A 17,382-nucleotide genomic window follows, 5' to 3' on the forward strand; every position below is an offset into this window, starting at 1 on the left:
AAATGAAAAAATCGAGCACATTATCCCGGTTCATGCTGGCGCTGGCAGTTGCGTGGCCGGCAGGCAGCTTGGCGCAAACCGTGAACCTGGCGCAGGCGGAGCAAATGAGTCTGAGCGCCGACCCGCGGGTCAAGGAACGCGAGCAACTGGTGGAATCGGCGCGCGCCCTGCTCGAACAGGCGCAGGCCAAGGATGGCTGGCGCGTTAACGCCAACCTGTTTGTGGGGCTGGCGCCCCAGGTGAACGGCGGTTTTTATCAGGGCGGCGCCCCCTCCGGCACCACGCCGCGTCGCGACGGCCCGTTTCCGGGAGGCCTGTCCGACTGGACCTCGCTGCAGGTTGCGCTGATCAAACCGCTGTTTACGTTTGGCAAAATCCAGCATTACAGCGAGGCTGCGCAGGGCAATATCGATGTCAGGCGCGGCGATGTGCGCATCAGCAGGGCGGACACGGTGCTGGACGTCAAGCGCGCTTACTACGGTTACCTGACGGCGCGGGATTTGCGCCGTTTCCTGGAAGACGTGCAGAGCCGGCTGGACAGCGCGGTGACCCGCGTTAGCCACAACCTCAAGGAGGATAATGGCCAATCCAGACAATCGGATTTGTACGCGCTGCAAGCGGCGCGCGGCATGCTGGGCAAATATCTGAGCCAGGCCAAAGCCATCGAAAAAATCAGCCTGGATGGCCTGAAGGTGCTCACCGGTGTGGGCATGGATGCCGATCTGCAAGTGGCCGACGCCAGCCTGGCGCCGGTGGCGCTGCCCCGGGATAGCCTGGCGGAACTGCAGTCGCGCGCGCTGCTGGACCGCCCGGAAATGGCGCAACTGGAAGCCGGCATGCGTGCGCGTCGCGCCCTGGTGGCCGCGAAAAAATCGGAGCAATACCCGGACGTTTATGCGGGTATTGTAGGGACGGCCAATTACGCATCGCGGCGCGATCGGCTCAACAATCCCTATATTTATGACCCGTTCAACAACGCCGGTCTGACCCCGGTGGTCGGGGTGAAATGGGACATGGAATTCGGCGTGGTGCCTGCCAAAGTGGCGCAGGAGCAGGCCGAACTGGAAGCGCTCAACTATAAAAACCAGTATGCGCAGGCCGGGATTCCGTTCCAGGTATCTGCGGCGTATCAGCAGGTTCAGGCCAACTACGACGCGCAGCGCGATCTGGCCGCAGGCGCTGCGGCGGCGCGGCGCTGGATGATATCCGCGCTGGCGGATTTTAGCGCCGGACTCGGGCATGCCGATAAAGTCGCCGAGGCCCTGAAAAGCTACGCGCTTACCCAGGCGGAGTACCTGAAAACGGTGAACGATTACAACATGGATGTTGCCCAGATGTACCGCGCTGTCGGTGAACTCAAGTAAAACCACCTCTAAAGGCCAATACAAATCATGACGCATGAGCCCCCGTTGAAATTTTTCGCAGGTGCAGGAAAATGGCTGGTCGCCGGTCTGGCTGCGCTGAGCCTGCTGGTTGTCGCGCACGGACAGGCTGCGGGCGCCGATGTGGCGCCCGATGTGCTGGTCAAGACCACCACCCAGGAAGTGGTTGCCATCCTTAAAAAGGACAAGGACATTCAGGCGGGCGACACCCGCAAGATATACGAACTGGTGGACGCCAAGATTCTGCCCAATTTCGACTTTAACCATATGACCATGCTTGCGGTGGGCAAATACTGGCCGCGTGCCACGCCCGCCCAGCGCCAGTTGCTGATCCAGGAATTTCGTACCCTGCTGGTGCGCACCTACGCCAGTTCGCTGACCGCATTCAATAACCAGGCAATCGAATTCAAGCCGTTCAGCATGGCGCCGGAGGCGACCGACGTGACGGTGCAGACCCAGGTCAAGCAGCCCGGCGCCCAGCCCATTCCAATCGACTACAGCATGGAAAAAACACCTTTCGGCTGGAAAGTCTACGATGTGGCGATTGATGGCGTGAGCCTGGTGACCAACTACCGCAGCTCGTTCGGCAGCGAAATCCGCCAGTCGGGCATTGATGGACTGATTCGTACCCTCGCCAGCCGCAATCAGCAGAATGCGGTCAGCCAGCAGGAAGCACCGGCGGCTGCACCGACCAAAAAGTCGCGTAGCACGCACAAATGACAGCAGCCGAAAATGCTATCTGCGTCCTCGGTGCGGCAGTGACCATCTCCACCACCAGCAGCGTGCTCAAGGCCTGCACCGAGGCCATCAGGCAGGGTGCCCGTGTCATAGATTTTCACCAGGTGAATGAGGTGGATTCAGCCGCGCTCGGCCTGATTATTGAATGCCGGCGTGAAGCCGAGCACGCCGGGCTTGCACTGCGTTGCATCAATCTGCCGGCCAATCTGAGAAGCCTCGCCACGCTTTACGGCGTATTGGATCTGATCCCGCAATAAATGGGTGCCACGCCTGCCATTCTGGTGCGCCGGTTGCACAAGCATTTCGGCAGCCTGCACGCGTTGCAGGGGGTTGACCTGGAAGTGCGGCAGGGCGAATTTTTTGCCCTGCTGGGTCCTAACGGTGCGGGCAAAACCACGCTCATCAGCATTCTTGCCGGGCTCACCCGCGCCAGCAGCGGCAGCGCAGCAGTGATGGGACACGACGTGGTGCGTGACTACCGCGCCACGCGCAAGGCGCTCGGCGTGGTACCGCAGGAGCTGGTGTACGACCCTTTTTTCACCGTGCGCGAAGGGCTGCGCATTCAGTCCGGCTATTTTGGCCTGCGCCGCAATGACGACTGGATAGACGAGGTCATGGCCAATCTCGATCTGCTCGACAAGGCCGACCGCAACATGCGCACCCTGTCCGGCGGCATGAAACGGCGCGTGCTGGTAGCGCAGGCGCTGGTACACAAGCCGCCGGTGATGATCCTCGACGAGCCCACCGCCGGGGTGGACGTGGAATTGCGCCAGTCGCTATGGGCATTCATCCGCAAGCTCAATGAGGGTGGCCATACCATCGTGCTCACCACGCATTATCTGGAGGAGGCGCAGGCCTTGTGCAATCGCGTCGCCATGCTCAAGCAGGGGCGTATCGTCGCGCTGGACAGCACCGCCAACCTGCTCAACAGTATTGCCGAGCGTCATCTGCGCATCAGGATTACACCCGACGCGCTGCCTGCCGGACTGGCCGCACGCGTCGTCAGCCACATCGACGGTTTGCATGTGCTGGCGCTGGATCATTACGCGGATCTGGAGGGGGTGCTGGCACAGTTGCGTCAGGCGGGTGTCTGCATTCAGGAAATGGAACTCACCCAGCCCGATCTGGAAGATGTCTTCGTCCGGATCATGGGAGCATCCTGATGGTCGGCTTCTACACGCTGCTGTACAAAGAGCTGCTGCGCTTCTGGAAAGTGTCGTTCCAGACAGTGCTGGCGCCGGTCATTACCGCGCTGCTGTATCTGCTGATTTTCTCGCACGTGCTGGAAGCGCATGTGCAGGTCTATCCGGGCGTTCGCTACACGGCGTTTCTGGTACCCGGCCTGGTGATGATGTCGATGCTGCAGAATGCCTTTGCCAACAGTTCGTCCAGCCTGATTCAGTCAAAGATTACCGGCAATATTGTATTCATGCTGCTGCCGCCGCTATCCTATCTGGAATTTTTTGCGGCCTACCTGCTCGCCTCGATAGCGCGTGGCGTTGTGGTCGGCCTGGGCGTATTTGTAGTGACGCTGGTGTTTACCCGGCTCGTTATTCTGCATCCGCTGTGGCTGATTGTTTTTGCATTTTTGGGCACCGGTATCCTCGGCACGCTGGGAATTATCGCCGGTATCTGGTCGGAAAAATTCGACCAGCTGGCTGCGTTTCAGAACTTCATCATCATGCCGTTGACGTTTCTCTCCGGCGTGTTCTACTCCATCCACTCATTGCCCCCATTCTGGCAGGACGTGTCGCGTTTTAACCCGGTTTTTTACATGATAGACGGGTTCCGCTACGGTTTCTTCGGGGTGGCTGACGTGGCACCGCAATTGAGCCTGCTGGTGGTGGGGGTGTGCTTTGTGGCATTATCCGCACTCACCCTGATTCTGCTCAAAAGCGGCTACAAACTCCGGCATTGACAATATATGGTTACTCCCGAAAATATCCAGCAATACATCGAGCAGGGCATGCCCTGCGAGCTCGTGCGTGTGGCTGGCGATGGTCAGCACTTTGAAGCGATCATCGTCAGCGCCGAGTTTCGTGGCAAAAATCGCGTGCAGCAGCACCAGATCGTGTACCGTGCCCTGGGCGATCGCATGAAGGCCGAAATCCACGCGCTTTCCATGAAAACCCTGACCCCGGAAGAATGGGCAGCAGGGAATAGCTGATGGATAAATTGGCAATGCAGGGCGGCGTTCGCCTGTCCGGAGAAGTGCGCATCTCGGGCGCCAAGAATGCCGCACTGCCCATGCTCTGTGCCGGTTTGCTCAGCGCCGACATTCTGCGCCTGGAGAACCTGCCCAAACTCAAGGACATCAGCACCAGCCTGACACTGCTCGGCCATATCGGCATGCAGGTCTCGCTCGACGACCAGGGCGGCGTGGCGTTACAGGCCGCGCATCTGGACCGGCTCGAAGCGCCCTATGAACTGGTCAAAACCATGCGCGCCTCGATTCTGGTGCTCGGCCCCATCCTGGCGCGCTATGGTGAGGCCAGGGTGTCGCTGCCCGGCGGCTGCGCGATTGGTTCGCGTCCGGTGGATCTGCACATCAAGGGTTTGCAGGCAATGGGAGCAGAAATCCACATCGAGCACGGCTACATCCACGCCAAGGCCAGCCGTCTCAAGGGTGCGCGCATTTTCATGGATACCGTTACCGTGACCGGTACCGAAAACCTGATGATGGCCGCCACCCTGGCCGATGGCATGACCGTGCTGGAAAATGCGGCGCGCGAGCCGGAGGTGGTGGATCTGGCCAATTGCCTGATTGCCATGGGCGCCAGAATCGAAGGCGCGGGTAGCGATGTCATCTTCATTCATGGTGTGGACAGGCTGCACGGCGCCACCCATAAAATCATGCCGGACCGGATTGAAACCGGCACCTACCTGGTGGCCGCGGCGATCACGCAGGGGCAGGTCAGGTTGCTGAATACGCGCGCCGATATTATCGAATCGGTGCTGGACAAGCTGCGCGAAGCCGGTGCTCATATCGATGTGGGTAACGACTGGATCAGCCTGGAAATGCACACCCGTCCCAAGGCGGTGAACCTCAAAACCGCGCCTTATCCGGCATTCCCTACCGACATGCAGGCACAGTTCATGGCGCTCAACTGTATAGCCGAAGGCGTGGGCACGGTCACCGAAACCATTTTCGAAAACCGCTTCATGCATGTACAGGAAATGCAGCGCCTGGGCGCCGATATCGCGGTGGAAGGCAACACCGCCCTGGTGCGCGGCGTGGACAGGCTGGAAGGCGCGGTGGTCATGGCGACCGATCTGCGTGCCTCGGCGTCATTGGTGCTGGCAGCGCTGGTGGCGGAGGGTGAAAGCATCATCGAACGCATTTACCATATCGACCGTGGCTACGAATGCATCGAGGAAAAATTCGCCCAATTGGGCGCGCGCATCCGCCGCATAAAATGACCCGAGGTACCCATGATTACCATAGCCCTGTCCAAAGGACGCATCTTCCAGGAAACCCTGCCGCTGCTTGAAGCCGCGGGCATCATCCCGCGCGAGGACCCGGAAAAATCGCGCAAGCTGATTATCGCCACCAACCGGCCTGATGTGCGCCTCATCATCATCCGCGCCACCGACGTGCCCACTTACGTGCAATATGGCGCGGCAGACCTGGGCGTGGCGGGCAGGGACGTGTTGATCGAGCACGGGGGCGAGGGCATGTACCAGCCGCTGGATTTGAACATCGCGCGCTGCAAGATGATGGTGGCGGCACATCCGGCTTTCGACTACCAACAAGCCGTGCGTCAGGGCGCGCGCCTGCGCGTGGCCACCAAATATCTCAAAACCGCACGCGAATATTTCGCCGCCAAGGGCGTGCACGTTGACCTCATCAAGCTGTATGGCTCGATGGAACTGGCACCGCTGGTCAAGCTCGCCGACGTGATTGTGGACCTGGTGAGCAGCGGCAATACCCTCAAGGCCAATGGCCTGGTGGCGGTAGCGGACATCATGGACATCAGCTCGCGTCTGGTGGTCAACCAGGCCTCGCTCAAGCTGAAGCGCGCAGAAATCCAGCCCATGCTGGACAGCTTCGCCTCGGCCGTCGCAGCGGGCTGACGTCTGTTGTTGGCGACGCCCGTCAACCTGCCAGCTGATTCATCCATCCAGCGCATCCTGGTCATCAAATGGAGTGCGCTGGGCGATCTGGTGATGGCCAGCGCATTGTTTGAGGACATACGCCGCGCCTTTCCCCGCGCCGAGATACATCTAAATACCCAGCCTGCCAATCAGAAGCTGTTTGCCGCCGACACACGCTTTGCCAAAATCATCGCGCTGGATACGCGTGCCAGATCCGGCAGGCTCGGCGCCATGCTGCGCTGGCTGCGCAGCATACGTGCAGGTCGCTACGACCTGGTGGTCGATCTGCAGACCAGCGACCGCAGCCGTTTTTTGCTCGGCGTGTTGCAACTCACCGGCATGGGTATCCGCCATCGCGTCGGCAATCATGGCTTTTGGCCATACACCATCGGGCCGGACGATCTGCCGCTGGACATTAATCCGGTGCTGCGCATGCGCGCCGCGCTTAAGCTGGCAGGCATTCCCACGCCCACCAGCCATCCGGTGCTGGCGGTGCCGGAGCATAATCGTGAGCGCGTGCAGCGTCTGCTGACGCAACACGGTATCGCGGATGAGGACTACGCGCTGCTGTTCCCTGGCTGCCATCCGCGCGGTTACCTGAAGCGCTGGGGGGAGCAAAACTACGCCGAATTGGGCCGATTGCTGTTGCAGGAGAGACTGGTCAGGCACATTGTCATCGCCGGCGGCCCGGATGAAGTCGGGTTGGGCAACACCCTCGCCAGCCACATTGGCACAGCGGCAGTGAATCTGTGCGGTGCCACCGAAATGCTGGACATCATTCCGCTGGCCGAGCACGCCCGCTACATCATCGGCAACGACACCGGCACCTCGCATCTGGCCGCCTGCAGCGCACGTCCGCAAGTGGTGATTTGCGGTCCTACCGATCCCACCCGCGTCAAACCGCTGGGCGACCAGGTCATCGCCATCCAGGCCGACTTGCCATGCAGCAATTGCTATCGCAAGCATTGCGCGCATCACTCGTGCATGCGCGAGGTGCGCCCGGCGCAGGTGCTGGCATTGCTCACAGTAGCGCAGGTGCACGCCATCATCCGGGTGCCGGCCAGAATCCTTGAGGCGCTTCCCCATGCCTGATCCGCGCCATATCCTGTTCGTCACCCTGAGCAACATCGGTGATGCGGTAATGACCACCCCGGTGCTGGCCGCATTGCGCGCACGCTATCCCCAGGCGCGCTTTGACATCGTCGCCGATGCGCGTTCGGCTGCCTTGTTCGAACACTTCGACGCACTGGACGAGATTATCCTCAAGCACAAAAATGTCCGCTGGCGCGACCAACTGGTCTTCGTCGCCCGGCTGCGCCGCAAGCGCTACGACCTCATCGTGGACCTGCGCACCGATGGCCTGGGCTGGCTGCTACGCGCCAAACGGCGCTTGCATAAAGTCAAGCACCACCCGCCCGAGCGCCATAGCGTGGTGCGGCATTTCATGGCCATTGCGCCGCTGCTTGGACACATCCGGCCGCCGCCCGCTGAATTATGGATAGCGCCGGCGATCCATGCCCGTGTGGCAGCCTGGCTGCAAGTGCTGCCCGGCAAGCGCTGGCTGGCCCTTGGGCCGGGCGCCAACTGGGAAGGCAAAATCTGGCCTGCCCGGCACTTTGCTGCGCTGGCGCAGCACTGCGCCGGACAATTCGACGCCGTGATTTTTCTGGGAAGCGCGGCCGACACTGCGCGTGTGGCAGACATCGTCCGCACGCTGTCCTTGCCCTGCCTCGATCTGACGGGCAAGAGCGGTCTGCTCGAGGCCGCTGCCGTGTTGCAGCGCGCAACCGTGTTTGTGGGGAATGACTCCGGCCTTGGCCACCTCGCCGGCGCAGTCGGTACGCCTACGCTTACCGTATTCGGCCCGGGCGAGCCACTGCGCTATCATCCCTGGGGCGCACGGGCGCGCTGGCTGACTGCGCCGGGCAACGACCTTGCCCGGCTCGAGGTGGCGCGGGTTGCCGAACAATTGGACGATCTGCTGAGCCTTTCATGAACCTAAAAAAACTTAGTTCTAAACCACGGGTTCACGGTGGGCACGGAGAAAGGCAATCCTGGGGCTTTTATGGCCTCACCCAACGGGTGAATACCAGGCGACCTGCTATCCGTTGTTTTTACTCCGTGTTCTCCGTGAACGCCGTGGTTAACTGCTTTTTTCCAGGATGAACATCCACTCCCTGCACATTATCGGCAGCAGGCAATCCGGCGGCGCCGAGCGTTTCTATGCGCGTCTGGTGAACGCGCTGGCGCAGTGCGGCGGGCGTGTCACCAGCATCACGCCGCCGGGCAGTGCGATCAATGCCGAACTCAATGCCAACGTGCAGCAGCGGCACCTGCCGTTGCGCAGTGTGTGGGACTTGCCTTCACGCTGGAAAATCGGCATGACTGCCCGCACCGGGGACGCTGACATCGTGCAGACCTACATGGGGCGTGCCACTCGCCTGACGCATTTCAAGCCGGGGAAAAAGCCTGTGCACGTGGCGCGTCTGGGCGGTTATTACGACCTCAAGGGCTACCGCCACGCCCATGCCTGGGTAGGCAACACCCACGGCATTTGCGATTACCTCATCCAGCATGGACTGCCTGCGCAGCGGGTGTTCCATATCGGCAATTTCGTTGAGCCGGGCGCGCCGCTCAGTGCCACGGAGCAAGTCATACACCGCCAGGCGCTGGGCGTGCCGCACGATGCCTGGGTCGTGTCGGCAGTGGGACGCCTGCACCCCAACAAAGGCATGGCGGATTTGCTCGACGCTTTTCATCTGCTGCCCGCGCAGCTGGCAGGCCGCCCATTGCACCTGGCGATTGCGGGCGACGGTCCGCTGCGTGCTGCGCTGCACCAGCACGCGGCGCAGCTGGGCATCAGTGACCGCGTACACTGGCTGGGCTGGCAGGCCGACCCCGCGCCGGTATATCGCAGCGCAGATGTGTTTGTCTGTCCGTCGCGGCATGAACCGCTGGGCAACGTGATTCTGGAAGCCTGGGCACAGGGTGTGGCGGTGGTGTCCACGCGCAGCCAGGGCGCGCAGGAACTGATTGAGGATGGCGTGGATGGCGTGCTCACCCCGGTAGGGGATGCCGCTGCCATGGCCGGCGCGATACGCGCGCTGATAGGGGATGAAAGCGCTTGTGGCAGGCTTGCCGCGCAAGCGCGTCATAAGCTTGCGCAGCAGTTTTCGGAAGCCGGAATCGTGGGCGAATATACCGCACTGTATCAACACCTGCTGGCGGCGCTGCGCTGATGTGCGGCATTGCGGGCATTTATTCGGTGTCGGCAGCGGTGCCGCAAGCAGCCCTCACGCAATTGGCTGCAGCGCTGCGCCACCGCGGACCGGATGCGACCGGCTATCACCAGACCGCCAGGCTGGGCCTGGTGCATACCCGGCTGTCCATCATCGATCTGGCCGGCGGCAACCAGCCGCTGTATACCCGGGATCGCCGGCTGTGCGTGGTGGCCAACGGCGAAATCTACAACCACATCGAATTGCGCGCCACGCTGGAAGCGCGCGGCCATGTATTCAGCACGCACTCCGACTGCGAAACCATCCTCCATGCCTACCGCGAGTACGGCGATGATTTCGTCCGGCATCTGTTCGGCATGTTTGCCTTCGCGCTGTATGACGTGACACGCGACCGCCTGTTGCTGGCGCGCGACCGGCTCGGCATCAAGCCGCTGTTCATCATGGCGGATAGCGCGGGTGTCGGGTTCGCCTCCGAAATCAAAGCGCTGTTGCCGGCAGGCGCGCCCGCGCACATCGAGCCTGATGCGCTGCTGCAATACTTCCACAGCAATTTCATCAGTGGTGCGCGCACCATTGTCGCCGGCATCGAAAAAGTATTGCCCGGCGAGCTGGTGGAAGTGCGCGACGGCCGCATTACCTCACGCAGCCGCTACTGGCAATTAAGCGACGTTGAGCCGCTGGAAATTTCCTACGCCGAGGCGGCACGCCGTTTCGACGATCTGATGGCGACCGTGGTGCAGCAGCATCTGCGCGCCGACGTGCCGTTCGGCGTGTTTCTCTCCGGCGGCGTGGATTCTTCCACGCTGGTGGCGCTGATCCGCCGTTACAGCGACCAGCCGCTGCATACCTATTCGGTGGGATTTCCCGGCGCGGCGGTGAATAACGAGCTTGCCGCTGCGCGCCGCGTTGCCGAGCAATTCCACACCGGGCATACCGAGCTGGCTCTGAGCGAGCGCGATCTGCTCGCGGTGCTCAATGACACCATTGCGGTATCGGGCGAGCTGATGGCCGACTACGCCAATTTGCCCACCTGGCTGCTCGCCCGGCGCGCCAGCCAGGACGTCAAAGTGGTGCTGTCAGGTGAAGGGGGGGATGAAGTATTCGCAGGCTACGGACGCTATCGCGCACCCCGCATCAGGCGGCTGTGGCAAGCGCTGCAACACCCAGGCAGCGGCGGTTACCGCACCCGCGGGTTGGCAAAATCAGTGTCTGTTACGGATTTGTTCAATGGCGGTGACGCGGAACGCATCGCCCGCGCTCCATTCATACAGGCCTGGCGTGAAGCCAACCCGCGCTGGAGTGATCTGGTGCGCATGCAATACACCGACGTTGCGACCTGGCTCGCCGACGACCTGCTGGTGAAAGCCGACCGCATGATGATGGCGCATGGCGTGGAAGGGCGCGTGCCGTTCCTCGACCACCGCGTGGTGGAATTCGGCCTGGCGCTACCGGACCGGCTCAAGGTGGAAGGCCGCACCGGCAAGGTGTTCCTGCGCCGCTGGGCCGAGCAGTTCCTGCCCAGGGATCATCTGTGGAGCAAGAAGAAAGGCTTCACCGTGCCGGTCAGGGAATGGCTGCGCGGTGAGCGTATGGTGCAGCTTGGCGCGGCTTGTCATGGCCATGCGGCGTTCCAGGCAATGCGTGCTGCGCCGCTGGCACGGCTGATTGGCCGTCAATCCCGCACTGGAGATGAAACCATCTTTGTCTGGGCATTACTTCAGTACGGTTTGTGGCACGAGCGCTTCGTGCAGGGGGGGGCGGGGGTGTTGCATGATTGGGTGGATGCAGGAACACATTAGCCGTTTTCAGGTTCATTTGCCAGTGTCGCGCAATACGACGCAACCAGCCACCACACCAGCGCCGACAAAATGCTGCCATAAAATGCGATGCCCGCATTCACCGGCAGGGTCGCCACCAGCACCGACAGCCCCAGCGGTACGGCGTACGTATTGCCGGCGCGCATCGCCTGCCAGGTGCGGCGTAGCAGCAGAACCAGGAACGCCACGAAGCCCAGCAGGCCGATCACACCGGTCTCGACCAGAATTTCCAGGGTGATCTGGTGCGGATGGGTGGGGCCGGAGGTCGGGTTGACCTTCATGAAAGGGTCATCCGGATCGGCATATTGAGGATAGATGTAACGAAACCCGCGCGCGCCGATACCGTTCAACCAGTGGTCTTTGGCTATCTTGATCGCTGTGTGCCAGATCGGCAGGCGGATGCTGGTCGCCTCGTCCATTTTTTCATAATTGCCACTGAACAGGCCGGCTGTGACTCGCAGCTTGTTTTGCAGGGGAGGGTAAGTAGCAATCAGTGCCCCGATTGACGCGGCACACAGCAAGACAATCAGGATTGCCCGGCCTAAATGACGTCTGGGTGCCGTGAAATGGGCATACACGGCAAACCCTACCATCCCCGCTGCATACATTCCCCATGCGGCGCGGCTGCCCGACAGCAGAATCACCGCGGTGTAAGGTGCCAATGCCAGCCAGTACCAGCCGCTTGAGCGTGCGGCGCGGCGGCGAATGACTTCAAAATATACTGGCGCCAGTACCGCCACAATGAGTCCCATGGTGAGCTTGGCAAACGGACCGGTGATACGGCCACCAGCGGACTTATAGCCGAATACATCATGGCCGATAGCTGCCTGGAGTAGCGCATCGGCGACCCAGAAACTCAGTAATAGGGTGATGGCTATAAACAGTTTGCGGCGGTTTGCCTCATCCCGCAGTGCATACAATGCAAAAACACCGGCCAGCGGAAAGCGCACAAAAGCCAGTGCAGTGCTGGCTGCGCGCTCGAAATACACCGCGTCCGGCAGAGCAGTCACCAGCGGCAGCCAGATGCAGACGAACAGCAGCAGCAACCAGCGTATCGAGGGGTGCCGCCAGATGGCCCGTCCATCCTTGAACATCAGCGCAATGCCGCCGAAAGTCATCAATGCCAGCGGCACCTCAAAGCCCTTGCCAAGCGGCATGGCGAAAACAAAAGCGGCGATCAGCCACCAGCCGTGTTGGCGCACGGCGTGTGCAAATGATCCGGCGGGGGTGGACAGGGCAGCAGGTTCAGAGGAAGTCATGCGGGGTTTCCTGGTGGGCAATTAGCGTGGTAACAAGTTGCCTGCTGGCAGTGTTTGCGGCTGGCGACAACCAGTCCGCAAGTATCGTGAGCAGGCGATGGTAATAAGTATGTTCGGTCAAGGCGCGTGTACGCGCCCGTTGCGCGATGCTGACGGCGGCATCAGGATGCGCCAGCAGATATTTTACTCGTTCCCCCATTTGCGCGGGAGTGTGGCTGACCAGCATCTGGGTGCCTGGCTCGAAATATTGCGCGAGTCCATCCCGATAATCAACTACCTGCGGGATGCCGTAAGCTGCGCATTCGAAACTGCGCATATTGGTACCGTGCCGCACCACCTGGGCGTGAATGTTGAGCGAGACACGATGACACGCATAGACTTCCCCCATTTTTGAGTTGGCGAACGCGGGCCGAAACAGTTGCGGGTGCTGCCAGAAAAGACGTGTGCGCAGGAAATAATTGCCGTATACCAGCGGTCGTACGCCTGATGCAATCAGACCGTTCAGCCAGACGTCGCGCTGACTATCCTTGTTGCCAATAAAACAGCAGCCTTGCGGATTGTCCGCAGCCGGGGCAGGGCGATGTACCTTGGGGTGGCAGGCAAACGCCAGTTCCCCTTGGTAGCGTGCCGGATCGATGACCTTGAGCAAGTCTTCCGCATAACCCGCATCCGAGAGATAAATACGCTCAAAAGGGACGCAATCGCCCACTGAAAGCGTAGGTGCATCGGTCAGCCAGAGTATGTGTTTGCGATCGCTGCGTAATTTCCTGAACGCAGGAATGTGGTTGATGAACAGCGCGATGTCATAATCAGTGGCGTTGATGCGCGCCACCCGCTCGCCCAGCCATTTGCGCTTGTCCAGACGGTAGGCCAGATAGTCGGCAAGGCTGTCGGGGTAGGTGGTCATCCACTGCGCCTGTCCGGAGAACAAGTCTTGCAAGGCATCGAACACGTATTGCGCAAGTCCGCCTTTCCAGGGTTTGGCGACCAGCACTATTTTCATCGGGAGCGAGCTGGTTTAATTTCTATGTCATTCATCATGCTGGATTTATCCGGGCCAAATTGGCTCATGTCTGAATTGAACCGGCAGTCAATTCACAACTGCGAGATAAAGTGCCATGGTTTTTTCCAGCATCGCCGCCAAAGGGTAAGCGCCAGAATCCGCAACCACAACCGGCTGTTCCAGTAATCCGGTAACACGTTCAACCAGTGCGTTCATGTTACCCAGTTCAACCAGCCCGGCAGGATAGGCTGTCGCGAGTATCTCTCCCACGCCGCCGTGATTATACCCGACCACCGGCGTGTCCAGACGCAGCGCCTCCAGCACCGTGCGGCCAAACGACTCCGGTTTGCTGGACAGTGAAAGCACCATGTCCGACACCGCAAACACTTCGCGCATGTCGCTGCGATGACCGGTAAACGTGATGTCGCCAGCCAGCCCCCGTGCTGCCACGGCCTGGTGCAGTTCGCGCGCGTAGGCCCGGCGCCTGGGGTCTTCGCCGCCCACGATCAGACCATGTACCGGCAGTCCATATTGTTTCAGGCGGGCGATGAGTTCAATGAAAGCTTCGTGGCCTTTCAGCCGGGTCAGACGGCCAGGCAGGGTGAGGATATGTTTGCCAATGAGCTGCGGGTACTGCGCGCGCCATGCGGTCAGCCAGTCTGGTGCGGGCTGGTAAGCGTAAGGAAATTCCGCCGCGTCCACGCCCCGGTAAATGACCTCGATGCGGCTGGGATCGTTATCAGGATAATTGCGCAGGATGTAGTCGCGGATGGTGTTGGAGACGGCGATGATGCGCTCGCCTTTCAGCATCACTTTGCTGTAGCGGTTGACCGAATACAGCCCGTGCACCGTGGTGACCAGTCGCGGCCGGGTGGTTGGGTCCATGCCGCGCCAGGCCAGATAAGCTATCCACCCCGGCATGCGTGAGCGCACATGCAGGATGTCTACCTCGTGCTCCACCAAAAAACACCGCAGGCGCGGTACCAGGCACAGCGTGAACAGCGATTTCTTCCCCACCGGCCAGGTGAAATGCGCCGCGCCTTCTGCTTCCAGTTGAGCCACCATGCGCCCGCCCGCCGACATCACCAGCGCACGATGTCCGTGCTGCACCAGATGGCGCGCCACTTCCAGCGTGCCGCGTTCCACCCCGCCGCCCTGAAGGGCGGGGAGGATTTGCAGGACAGTCAGGGGTTTGTTCGGGGTCAACTGCTTATCCATTATTATTTATAGAAGCTTCATTGGGCGAAACAATTCACAATGCATTTTTTGATATGCTCGCTGAGTTATGCGCCTCTCGATAGGGCATGGCACAACGGCATGAGGCACCTCCAATCAGGCGTGTTAAGATAATACACATCTGGAGGCAGAATGTCGAAACAAAACAAGGAAATCCTGCTTGAGCAGGAGCGGTTCGAACTCAAATCCAAATCGGGTGGCGGGCTATTGAGATATGAGGTCTGGGGCGCTGTCGAGGGCGGTAAGACGGTGGTGACGCGGTACAATCTGGCCTACATTAACCACGCGATTTATCAGGGCGATAATGGGCGTGTTCTCGGTTTTGACAATGCCCACAATTACCACCACCGGCATTACATGGGTGAGATTGAAGTAGTCGAATTCATCAGTTATGAAGCAATACAAGAAAGGTTCCAGCAAGAGTGGCTGGAAATTGTTAACCAGACACGAGGCATAAAACCATGACCAGGATCGTGATTCGTACGGATGATGCGGCGGCTTTCTTTTCGCGCGCAAAGGATGCGGCGCGGAAAGCCGATCAGGGCGCAGCGTTTGAAGGCAAGCTAACGCTCTCGTTCGAAGACCCGCAACAGATGTTCACCGTGCTCTCGGAAGCGCGTCGCCGTTTGATGCTTGAAGTGATGCATGAGCCCAGAACGATTAATGAGCTGTCTCACCGCCTGCATCGTAACCGTTCGGCTATCACCAAAGATGTCGGGCTGCTTGAGAAGATGGGGCTGCTTGTCTCGCAACGCCAGTCCAATCCGGGGCACGGGATTCAAAAAGTGGTGCGCTCTGTCGCGCCTAAAATCGAGATGGTGGCAACACTAGGGTAATTTTACGTGCATCACTGAGCTGGCCTACATCGCCGTCCAGCGGTACGGCGCAACATCCAGCGTCTGCGGCCTGCCTGCAATCAAATCCGCCAGAATCTGCGCGCTGGCCGGTGCCATGGTCACCCCATAGCGGAAGTGCCCGGTGTTGGCGTAGAGATTTTCGACCAGCGGGTGGCGCCCTATGGTCGGGATATTATCCGGCGAGCCCGGGCGCAGTCCGCTCCAGTGCTGCACCAGCGGCACCGACTGGAGCGCGGGCAGGATGTTGGTTGCGGCGTTGTAGAGCATGCGTTTGACCGTTTCGGTGGTGCTCTTGTCAAAACCGGCATCTTCCACCGTGCTGCCCGCCAGAATATGTCCGTCCCGGCGCGGGATCAGGTAAATGCCCTGGCGATAGACGATATGCGGCAACAGGTTCGGCGCGGCCTTGAACAACAGCATCTGCCCGCGCATCGGCTTGATTGGCCAATGCGGCGCGATATTGCCCAATACCGACTGGCTCCATGCACCGGCTGCAATGACATAAGCACTGGCCTGCAGTTTTCCCCGCGGCGTATCGAGATAATCAATGTGTGCCGGACTGGCGCGCGCGACCTGCGTGACTTCAACCCCTTCCAGCAGATTTACCCCGGCGTCCAAAGCGGTAACGCGCAGCGCCTGCACCAGACGCGGATTGCGCACCTGTGCCACATCCGGCAGCCACAATGCCGGGCTGTTTTCCGCCAGCGCAGGCACCCGCGCCTGCGCGTGCTCGCGCGCATGGCGCCAGCCGTGCTGCGCGCACCAGCGCCCGGCAGCAATGTCATCCACAGGCGGCAACACCAGCATCCCGCTGACCCGGAATTCGGGATCTATGCCACTGCTGGAAGTCAGACGAGCCGACCAGTGCGGGTAAAGTTCGACGCCCAGATCGCACAGCCGGGAAACGGTATCCGGATAGTCCCATGGCAGCAGCGGCGACAAAATGCCGCCACCGGCCCAGGAAGATTCCGCACCCGCCACGCCGCGCTCCAGCACGGTAACGCGCGCGCCTTCACGCGCCAGTTCGAGTGCGCTGGATAAGCCGATGACACCGCCGCCGATGATGAGGAAGTCTGGATTCACAGTGGGGAAAGGGGATGAAAACGCAATTGAGCCAGATTCTGCCCGTTCATTCTAACAAACCTGCCGCTTGTCGGGTGGCGCTGGTGGATTGCAGAATATCTGGCTAGGCTTCAGGCTGTGAAAAAAGAAAACATCATGAACGGACAATTCAACCACGGGTTCACGCTGATCGAGTTGCTGGTCACCATGGCGGTGGCAGCCATTCTGGTGACCATGGCTGTGCCCGGTTTCCAGACTTTTTTCAACCGTAACCGCATAGCTGCGGTGACCAACGATTACCTTGCCGCCATCAACTACGCCCGCAGCGAGGCAGTCAAGGGCGGCGCCATTACAACCCTGTGCATGTCCAGCAACGGCAGCACCTGTAATGGCACGCAGTGGAGCCAGGGGTGGGTCATCTGGGCTGACCGTAATGCCAATGGCATGCTGGATGCTGGCGAACTTATGCGCTCTCATGGGCCGATCAATGCAGGTGACGTGGCCATGGGGGGCAGCCAGACCAGCTTCAGTTTCAACGGCCAGGGCGCCCTGACCACGACCACCGGTGGAGATACGTTCAACATTTGTACCCCAAGCGATTTGACGCTTTCCAACAGCATTACCATCGACCCATCCGGCCATTTGCGGCGCGTCGCCAACCCCGGTCTTGCAACTTGTCCGTAATGGAGTGAGC

19 protein-coding genes are annotated in these 17,382 nt (G+C 60.5%); 15 read left to right on the top strand and 4 right to left on the bottom strand.

Annotated features, from left to right (window positions below; genetic code table 11):
- Positions 1-2 precede the first annotated feature (2 nt).
- The 12 genes from GZH91_RS05535 to asnB all read left to right on the top strand — a co-directional run bounded on the left by GZH91_RS05535 (position 3) and on the right by asnB (position 11,253).
- A complete protein-coding gene (locus tag GZH91_RS05535; RefSeq protein ID WP_147075173.1) occupies positions 3-1,364 on the top strand; it encodes a TolC family protein in 1,362 nt (453 codons plus the stop codon).
- Positions 1,365-1,409: 45 nt separating this feature from the next.
- Positions 1,410-2,102 (top strand): MlaC/ttg2D family ABC transporter substrate-binding protein, encoded by a 693-nt coding sequence (locus GZH91_RS05540; RefSeq protein WP_408646919.1) that lies wholly within the window; start codon positions 1,410-1,412, stop codon positions 2,100-2,102.
- Complete coding sequence (locus tag GZH91_RS05545) at positions 2,099-2,377, top strand: STAS domain-containing protein (protein WP_223264583.1); 279 nt, start codon at positions 2,099-2,101, stop codon at positions 2,375-2,377. The genes GZH91_RS05540 and GZH91_RS05545 overlap by 4 nt, the downstream gene beginning before the upstream one ends.
- Positions 2,378-3,283: an ABC transporter ATP-binding protein gene (locus tag GZH91_RS05550; protein ID WP_147073922.1), complete on the top strand. Its 906-nt coding sequence runs from the start codon at positions 2,378-2,380 to the stop codon at positions 3,281-3,283.
- On the top strand, positions 3,283-4,038 hold the full coding sequence (locus GZH91_RS05555; protein ID WP_147073924.1) for an ABC transporter permease: 756 nt from the start codon (positions 3,283-3,285) through the stop codon (positions 4,036-4,038). The genes GZH91_RS05550 and GZH91_RS05555 overlap by 1 nt, the downstream gene beginning before the upstream one ends.
- Before the next feature lie 6 nt (positions 4,039-4,044).
- On the top strand, positions 4,045-4,287 hold the full coding sequence (locus tag GZH91_RS05560; RefSeq protein WP_147073926.1) for a BolA family protein: 243 nt from the start codon (positions 4,045-4,047) through the stop codon (positions 4,285-4,287).
- Entirely contained in the window at positions 4,287-5,540 is a 1,254-nt protein-coding gene (murA, locus tag GZH91_RS05565) for a UDP-N-acetylglucosamine 1-carboxyvinyltransferase (RefSeq protein ID WP_147073928.1), read from the top strand. The genes GZH91_RS05560 and murA overlap by 1 nt, the downstream gene beginning before the upstream one ends.
- Positions 5,541-5,552: 12 nt before the next feature.
- Entirely contained in the window at positions 5,553-6,194 is a 642-nt protein-coding gene (hisG, locus tag GZH91_RS05570) for an ATP phosphoribosyltransferase (RefSeq protein WP_147073930.1), read from the top strand.
- Between the two features lie 6 nt (positions 6,195-6,200).
- A complete protein-coding gene (locus tag GZH91_RS05575; protein WP_147073932.1) occupies positions 6,201-7,307 on the top strand; it encodes a glycosyltransferase family 9 protein in 1,107 nt (368 codons plus the stop codon).
- Positions 7,300-8,211 carry a glycosyltransferase family 9 protein gene (locus GZH91_RS05580; protein WP_147073934.1) on the top strand — a complete coding sequence of 304 codons (912 nt, stop codon included), beginning with the start codon at positions 7,300-7,302 and terminating at the stop codon, positions 8,209-8,211. Before GZH91_RS05575 ends, GZH91_RS05580 begins: the two co-directional genes overlap by 8 nt.
- A gap of 166 nt (positions 8,212-8,377) precedes the next feature.
- On the top strand, positions 8,378-9,454 hold the full coding sequence (locus GZH91_RS05585) for a glycosyltransferase (RefSeq protein WP_147073936.1): 1,077 nt from the start codon (positions 8,378-8,380) through the stop codon (positions 9,452-9,454).
- On the top strand, positions 9,454-11,253 hold the full coding sequence (asnB, locus tag GZH91_RS05590) for an asparagine synthase (glutamine-hydrolyzing) (RefSeq protein ID WP_147073938.1): 1,800 nt from the start codon (positions 9,454-9,456) through the stop codon (positions 11,251-11,253). The genes GZH91_RS05585 and asnB overlap by 1 nt, the downstream gene beginning before the upstream one ends.
- On the opposite strand, the gene GZH91_RS05595 is transcribed toward asnB, so the two are convergent.
- The 3 genes from GZH91_RS05595 to GZH91_RS05605 form a co-directional block, all read right to left on the bottom strand.
- On the bottom strand, positions 11,250-12,530 hold the full coding sequence (locus tag GZH91_RS05595) for an O-antigen ligase family protein (RefSeq protein ID WP_147073940.1): 1,281 nt from the start codon (positions 12,528-12,530) through the stop codon (positions 11,250-11,252). The two genes, asnB and GZH91_RS05595, sit on opposite strands and share 4 nt — an antisense overlap.
- Positions 12,517-13,533 (bottom strand): CgeB family protein, encoded by a 1,017-nt coding sequence (locus GZH91_RS05600; protein WP_147073942.1) that lies wholly within the window; start codon positions 13,531-13,533, stop codon positions 12,517-12,519. The genes GZH91_RS05595 and GZH91_RS05600 overlap by 14 nt, the downstream gene beginning before the upstream one ends.
- Before the next feature lie 87 nt (positions 13,534-13,620).
- Positions 13,621-14,739, bottom strand: a complete 1,119-nt coding sequence (locus GZH91_RS05605) for a glycosyltransferase family 4 protein (RefSeq protein WP_198415406.1) — start codon at positions 14,737-14,739, stop codon at positions 13,621-13,623.
- 162 nt (positions 14,740-14,901) lie between these two features.
- Between GZH91_RS05605 and GZH91_RS17690 the strand changes: the two genes are divergently transcribed.
- Positions 14,902-15,234, top strand: coding sequence for a toxin-antitoxin system TumE family protein (locus GZH91_RS17690; RefSeq protein ID WP_174861858.1), 333 nt, complete (start codon positions 14,902-14,904; stop codon positions 15,232-15,234).
- Entirely contained in the window at positions 15,231-15,605 is a 375-nt protein-coding gene (locus GZH91_RS05615) for an HVO_A0114 family putative DNA-binding protein (RefSeq protein WP_147073946.1), read from the top strand. The genes GZH91_RS17690 and GZH91_RS05615 overlap by 4 nt, the downstream gene beginning before the upstream one ends.
- A gap of 24 nt (positions 15,606-15,629) precedes the next feature.
- On the opposite strand, the gene thiO is transcribed toward GZH91_RS05615, so the two are convergent.
- A complete protein-coding gene (gene thiO, locus GZH91_RS05620; protein WP_147073948.1) occupies positions 15,630-16,709 on the bottom strand; it encodes a glycine oxidase ThiO in 1,080 nt (359 codons plus the stop codon).
- A 135-nt stretch (positions 16,710-16,844) separates the two neighbouring features.
- On the opposite strand from thiO, the gene GZH91_RS05625 reads away from it, so the two are divergent.
- Entirely contained in the window at positions 16,845-17,372 is a 528-nt protein-coding gene (locus GZH91_RS05625; RefSeq protein WP_147074027.1) for a GspH/FimT family pseudopilin, read from the top strand.
- Positions 17,373-17,382 lie beyond the last annotated feature (10 nt).

Origin of the sequence: Sulfuriferula plumbiphila (genome assembly GCF_009938015.1) — a bacterium.
Lineage (GTDB): Bacteria > Pseudomonadota > Gammaproteobacteria > Burkholderiales > Sulfuriferulaceae > Sulfuriferula > Sulfuriferula plumbiphila.

Coding starts and splice junctions, on each gene's coding strand:
- GZH91_RS05535 (WP_147075173.1), top strand. CDS start 3: ATGAAAAAATCGAGCACATTATCCCGGTTCATGCTGGCGCTGGCAGTT.
- GZH91_RS05545 (WP_223264583.1), top strand. CDS start 2,099: ATGACAGCAGCCGAAAATGCTATCTGCGTCCTCGGTGCGGCAGTGACC.
- GZH91_RS05550 (WP_147073922.1), top strand. CDS start 2,378: ATGGGTGCCACGCCTGCCATTCTGGTGCGCCGGTTGCACAAGCATTTC.
- GZH91_RS05555 (WP_147073924.1), top strand. CDS start 3,283: ATGGTCGGCTTCTACACGCTGCTGTACAAAGAGCTGCTGCGCTTCTGG.
- GZH91_RS05560 (WP_147073926.1), top strand. CDS start 4,045: ATGGTTACTCCCGAAAATATCCAGCAATACATCGAGCAGGGCATGCCC.
- murA (WP_147073928.1), top strand. CDS start 4,287: ATGGATAAATTGGCAATGCAGGGCGGCGTTCGCCTGTCCGGAGAAGTG.
- hisG (WP_147073930.1), top strand. CDS start 5,553: ATGATTACCATAGCCCTGTCCAAAGGACGCATCTTCCAGGAAACCCTG.
- GZH91_RS05580 (WP_147073934.1), top strand. CDS start 7,300: ATGCCTGATCCGCGCCATATCCTGTTCGTCACCCTGAGCAACATCGGT.
- GZH91_RS05585 (WP_147073936.1), top strand. CDS start 8,378: ATGAACATCCACTCCCTGCACATTATCGGCAGCAGGCAATCCGGCGGC.
- asnB (WP_147073938.1), top strand. CDS start 9,454: ATGTGCGGCATTGCGGGCATTTATTCGGTGTCGGCAGCGGTGCCGCAA.
- GZH91_RS05595 (WP_147073940.1), bottom strand. CDS start 12,530: ATGACTTCCTCTGAACCTGCTGCCCTGTCCACCCCCGCCGGATCATTT.
- GZH91_RS05600 (WP_147073942.1), bottom strand. CDS start 13,533: ATGAAAATAGTGCTGGTCGCCAAACCCTGGAAAGGCGGACTTGCGCAA.
- GZH91_RS17690 (WP_174861858.1), top strand. CDS start 14,902: ATGTCGAAACAAAACAAGGAAATCCTGCTTGAGCAGGAGCGGTTCGAA.
- GZH91_RS05615 (WP_147073946.1), top strand. CDS start 15,231: ATGACCAGGATCGTGATTCGTACGGATGATGCGGCGGCTTTCTTTTCG.
- GZH91_RS05625 (WP_147074027.1), top strand. CDS start 16,845: ATGAACGGACAATTCAACCACGGGTTCACGCTGATCGAGTTGCTGGTC.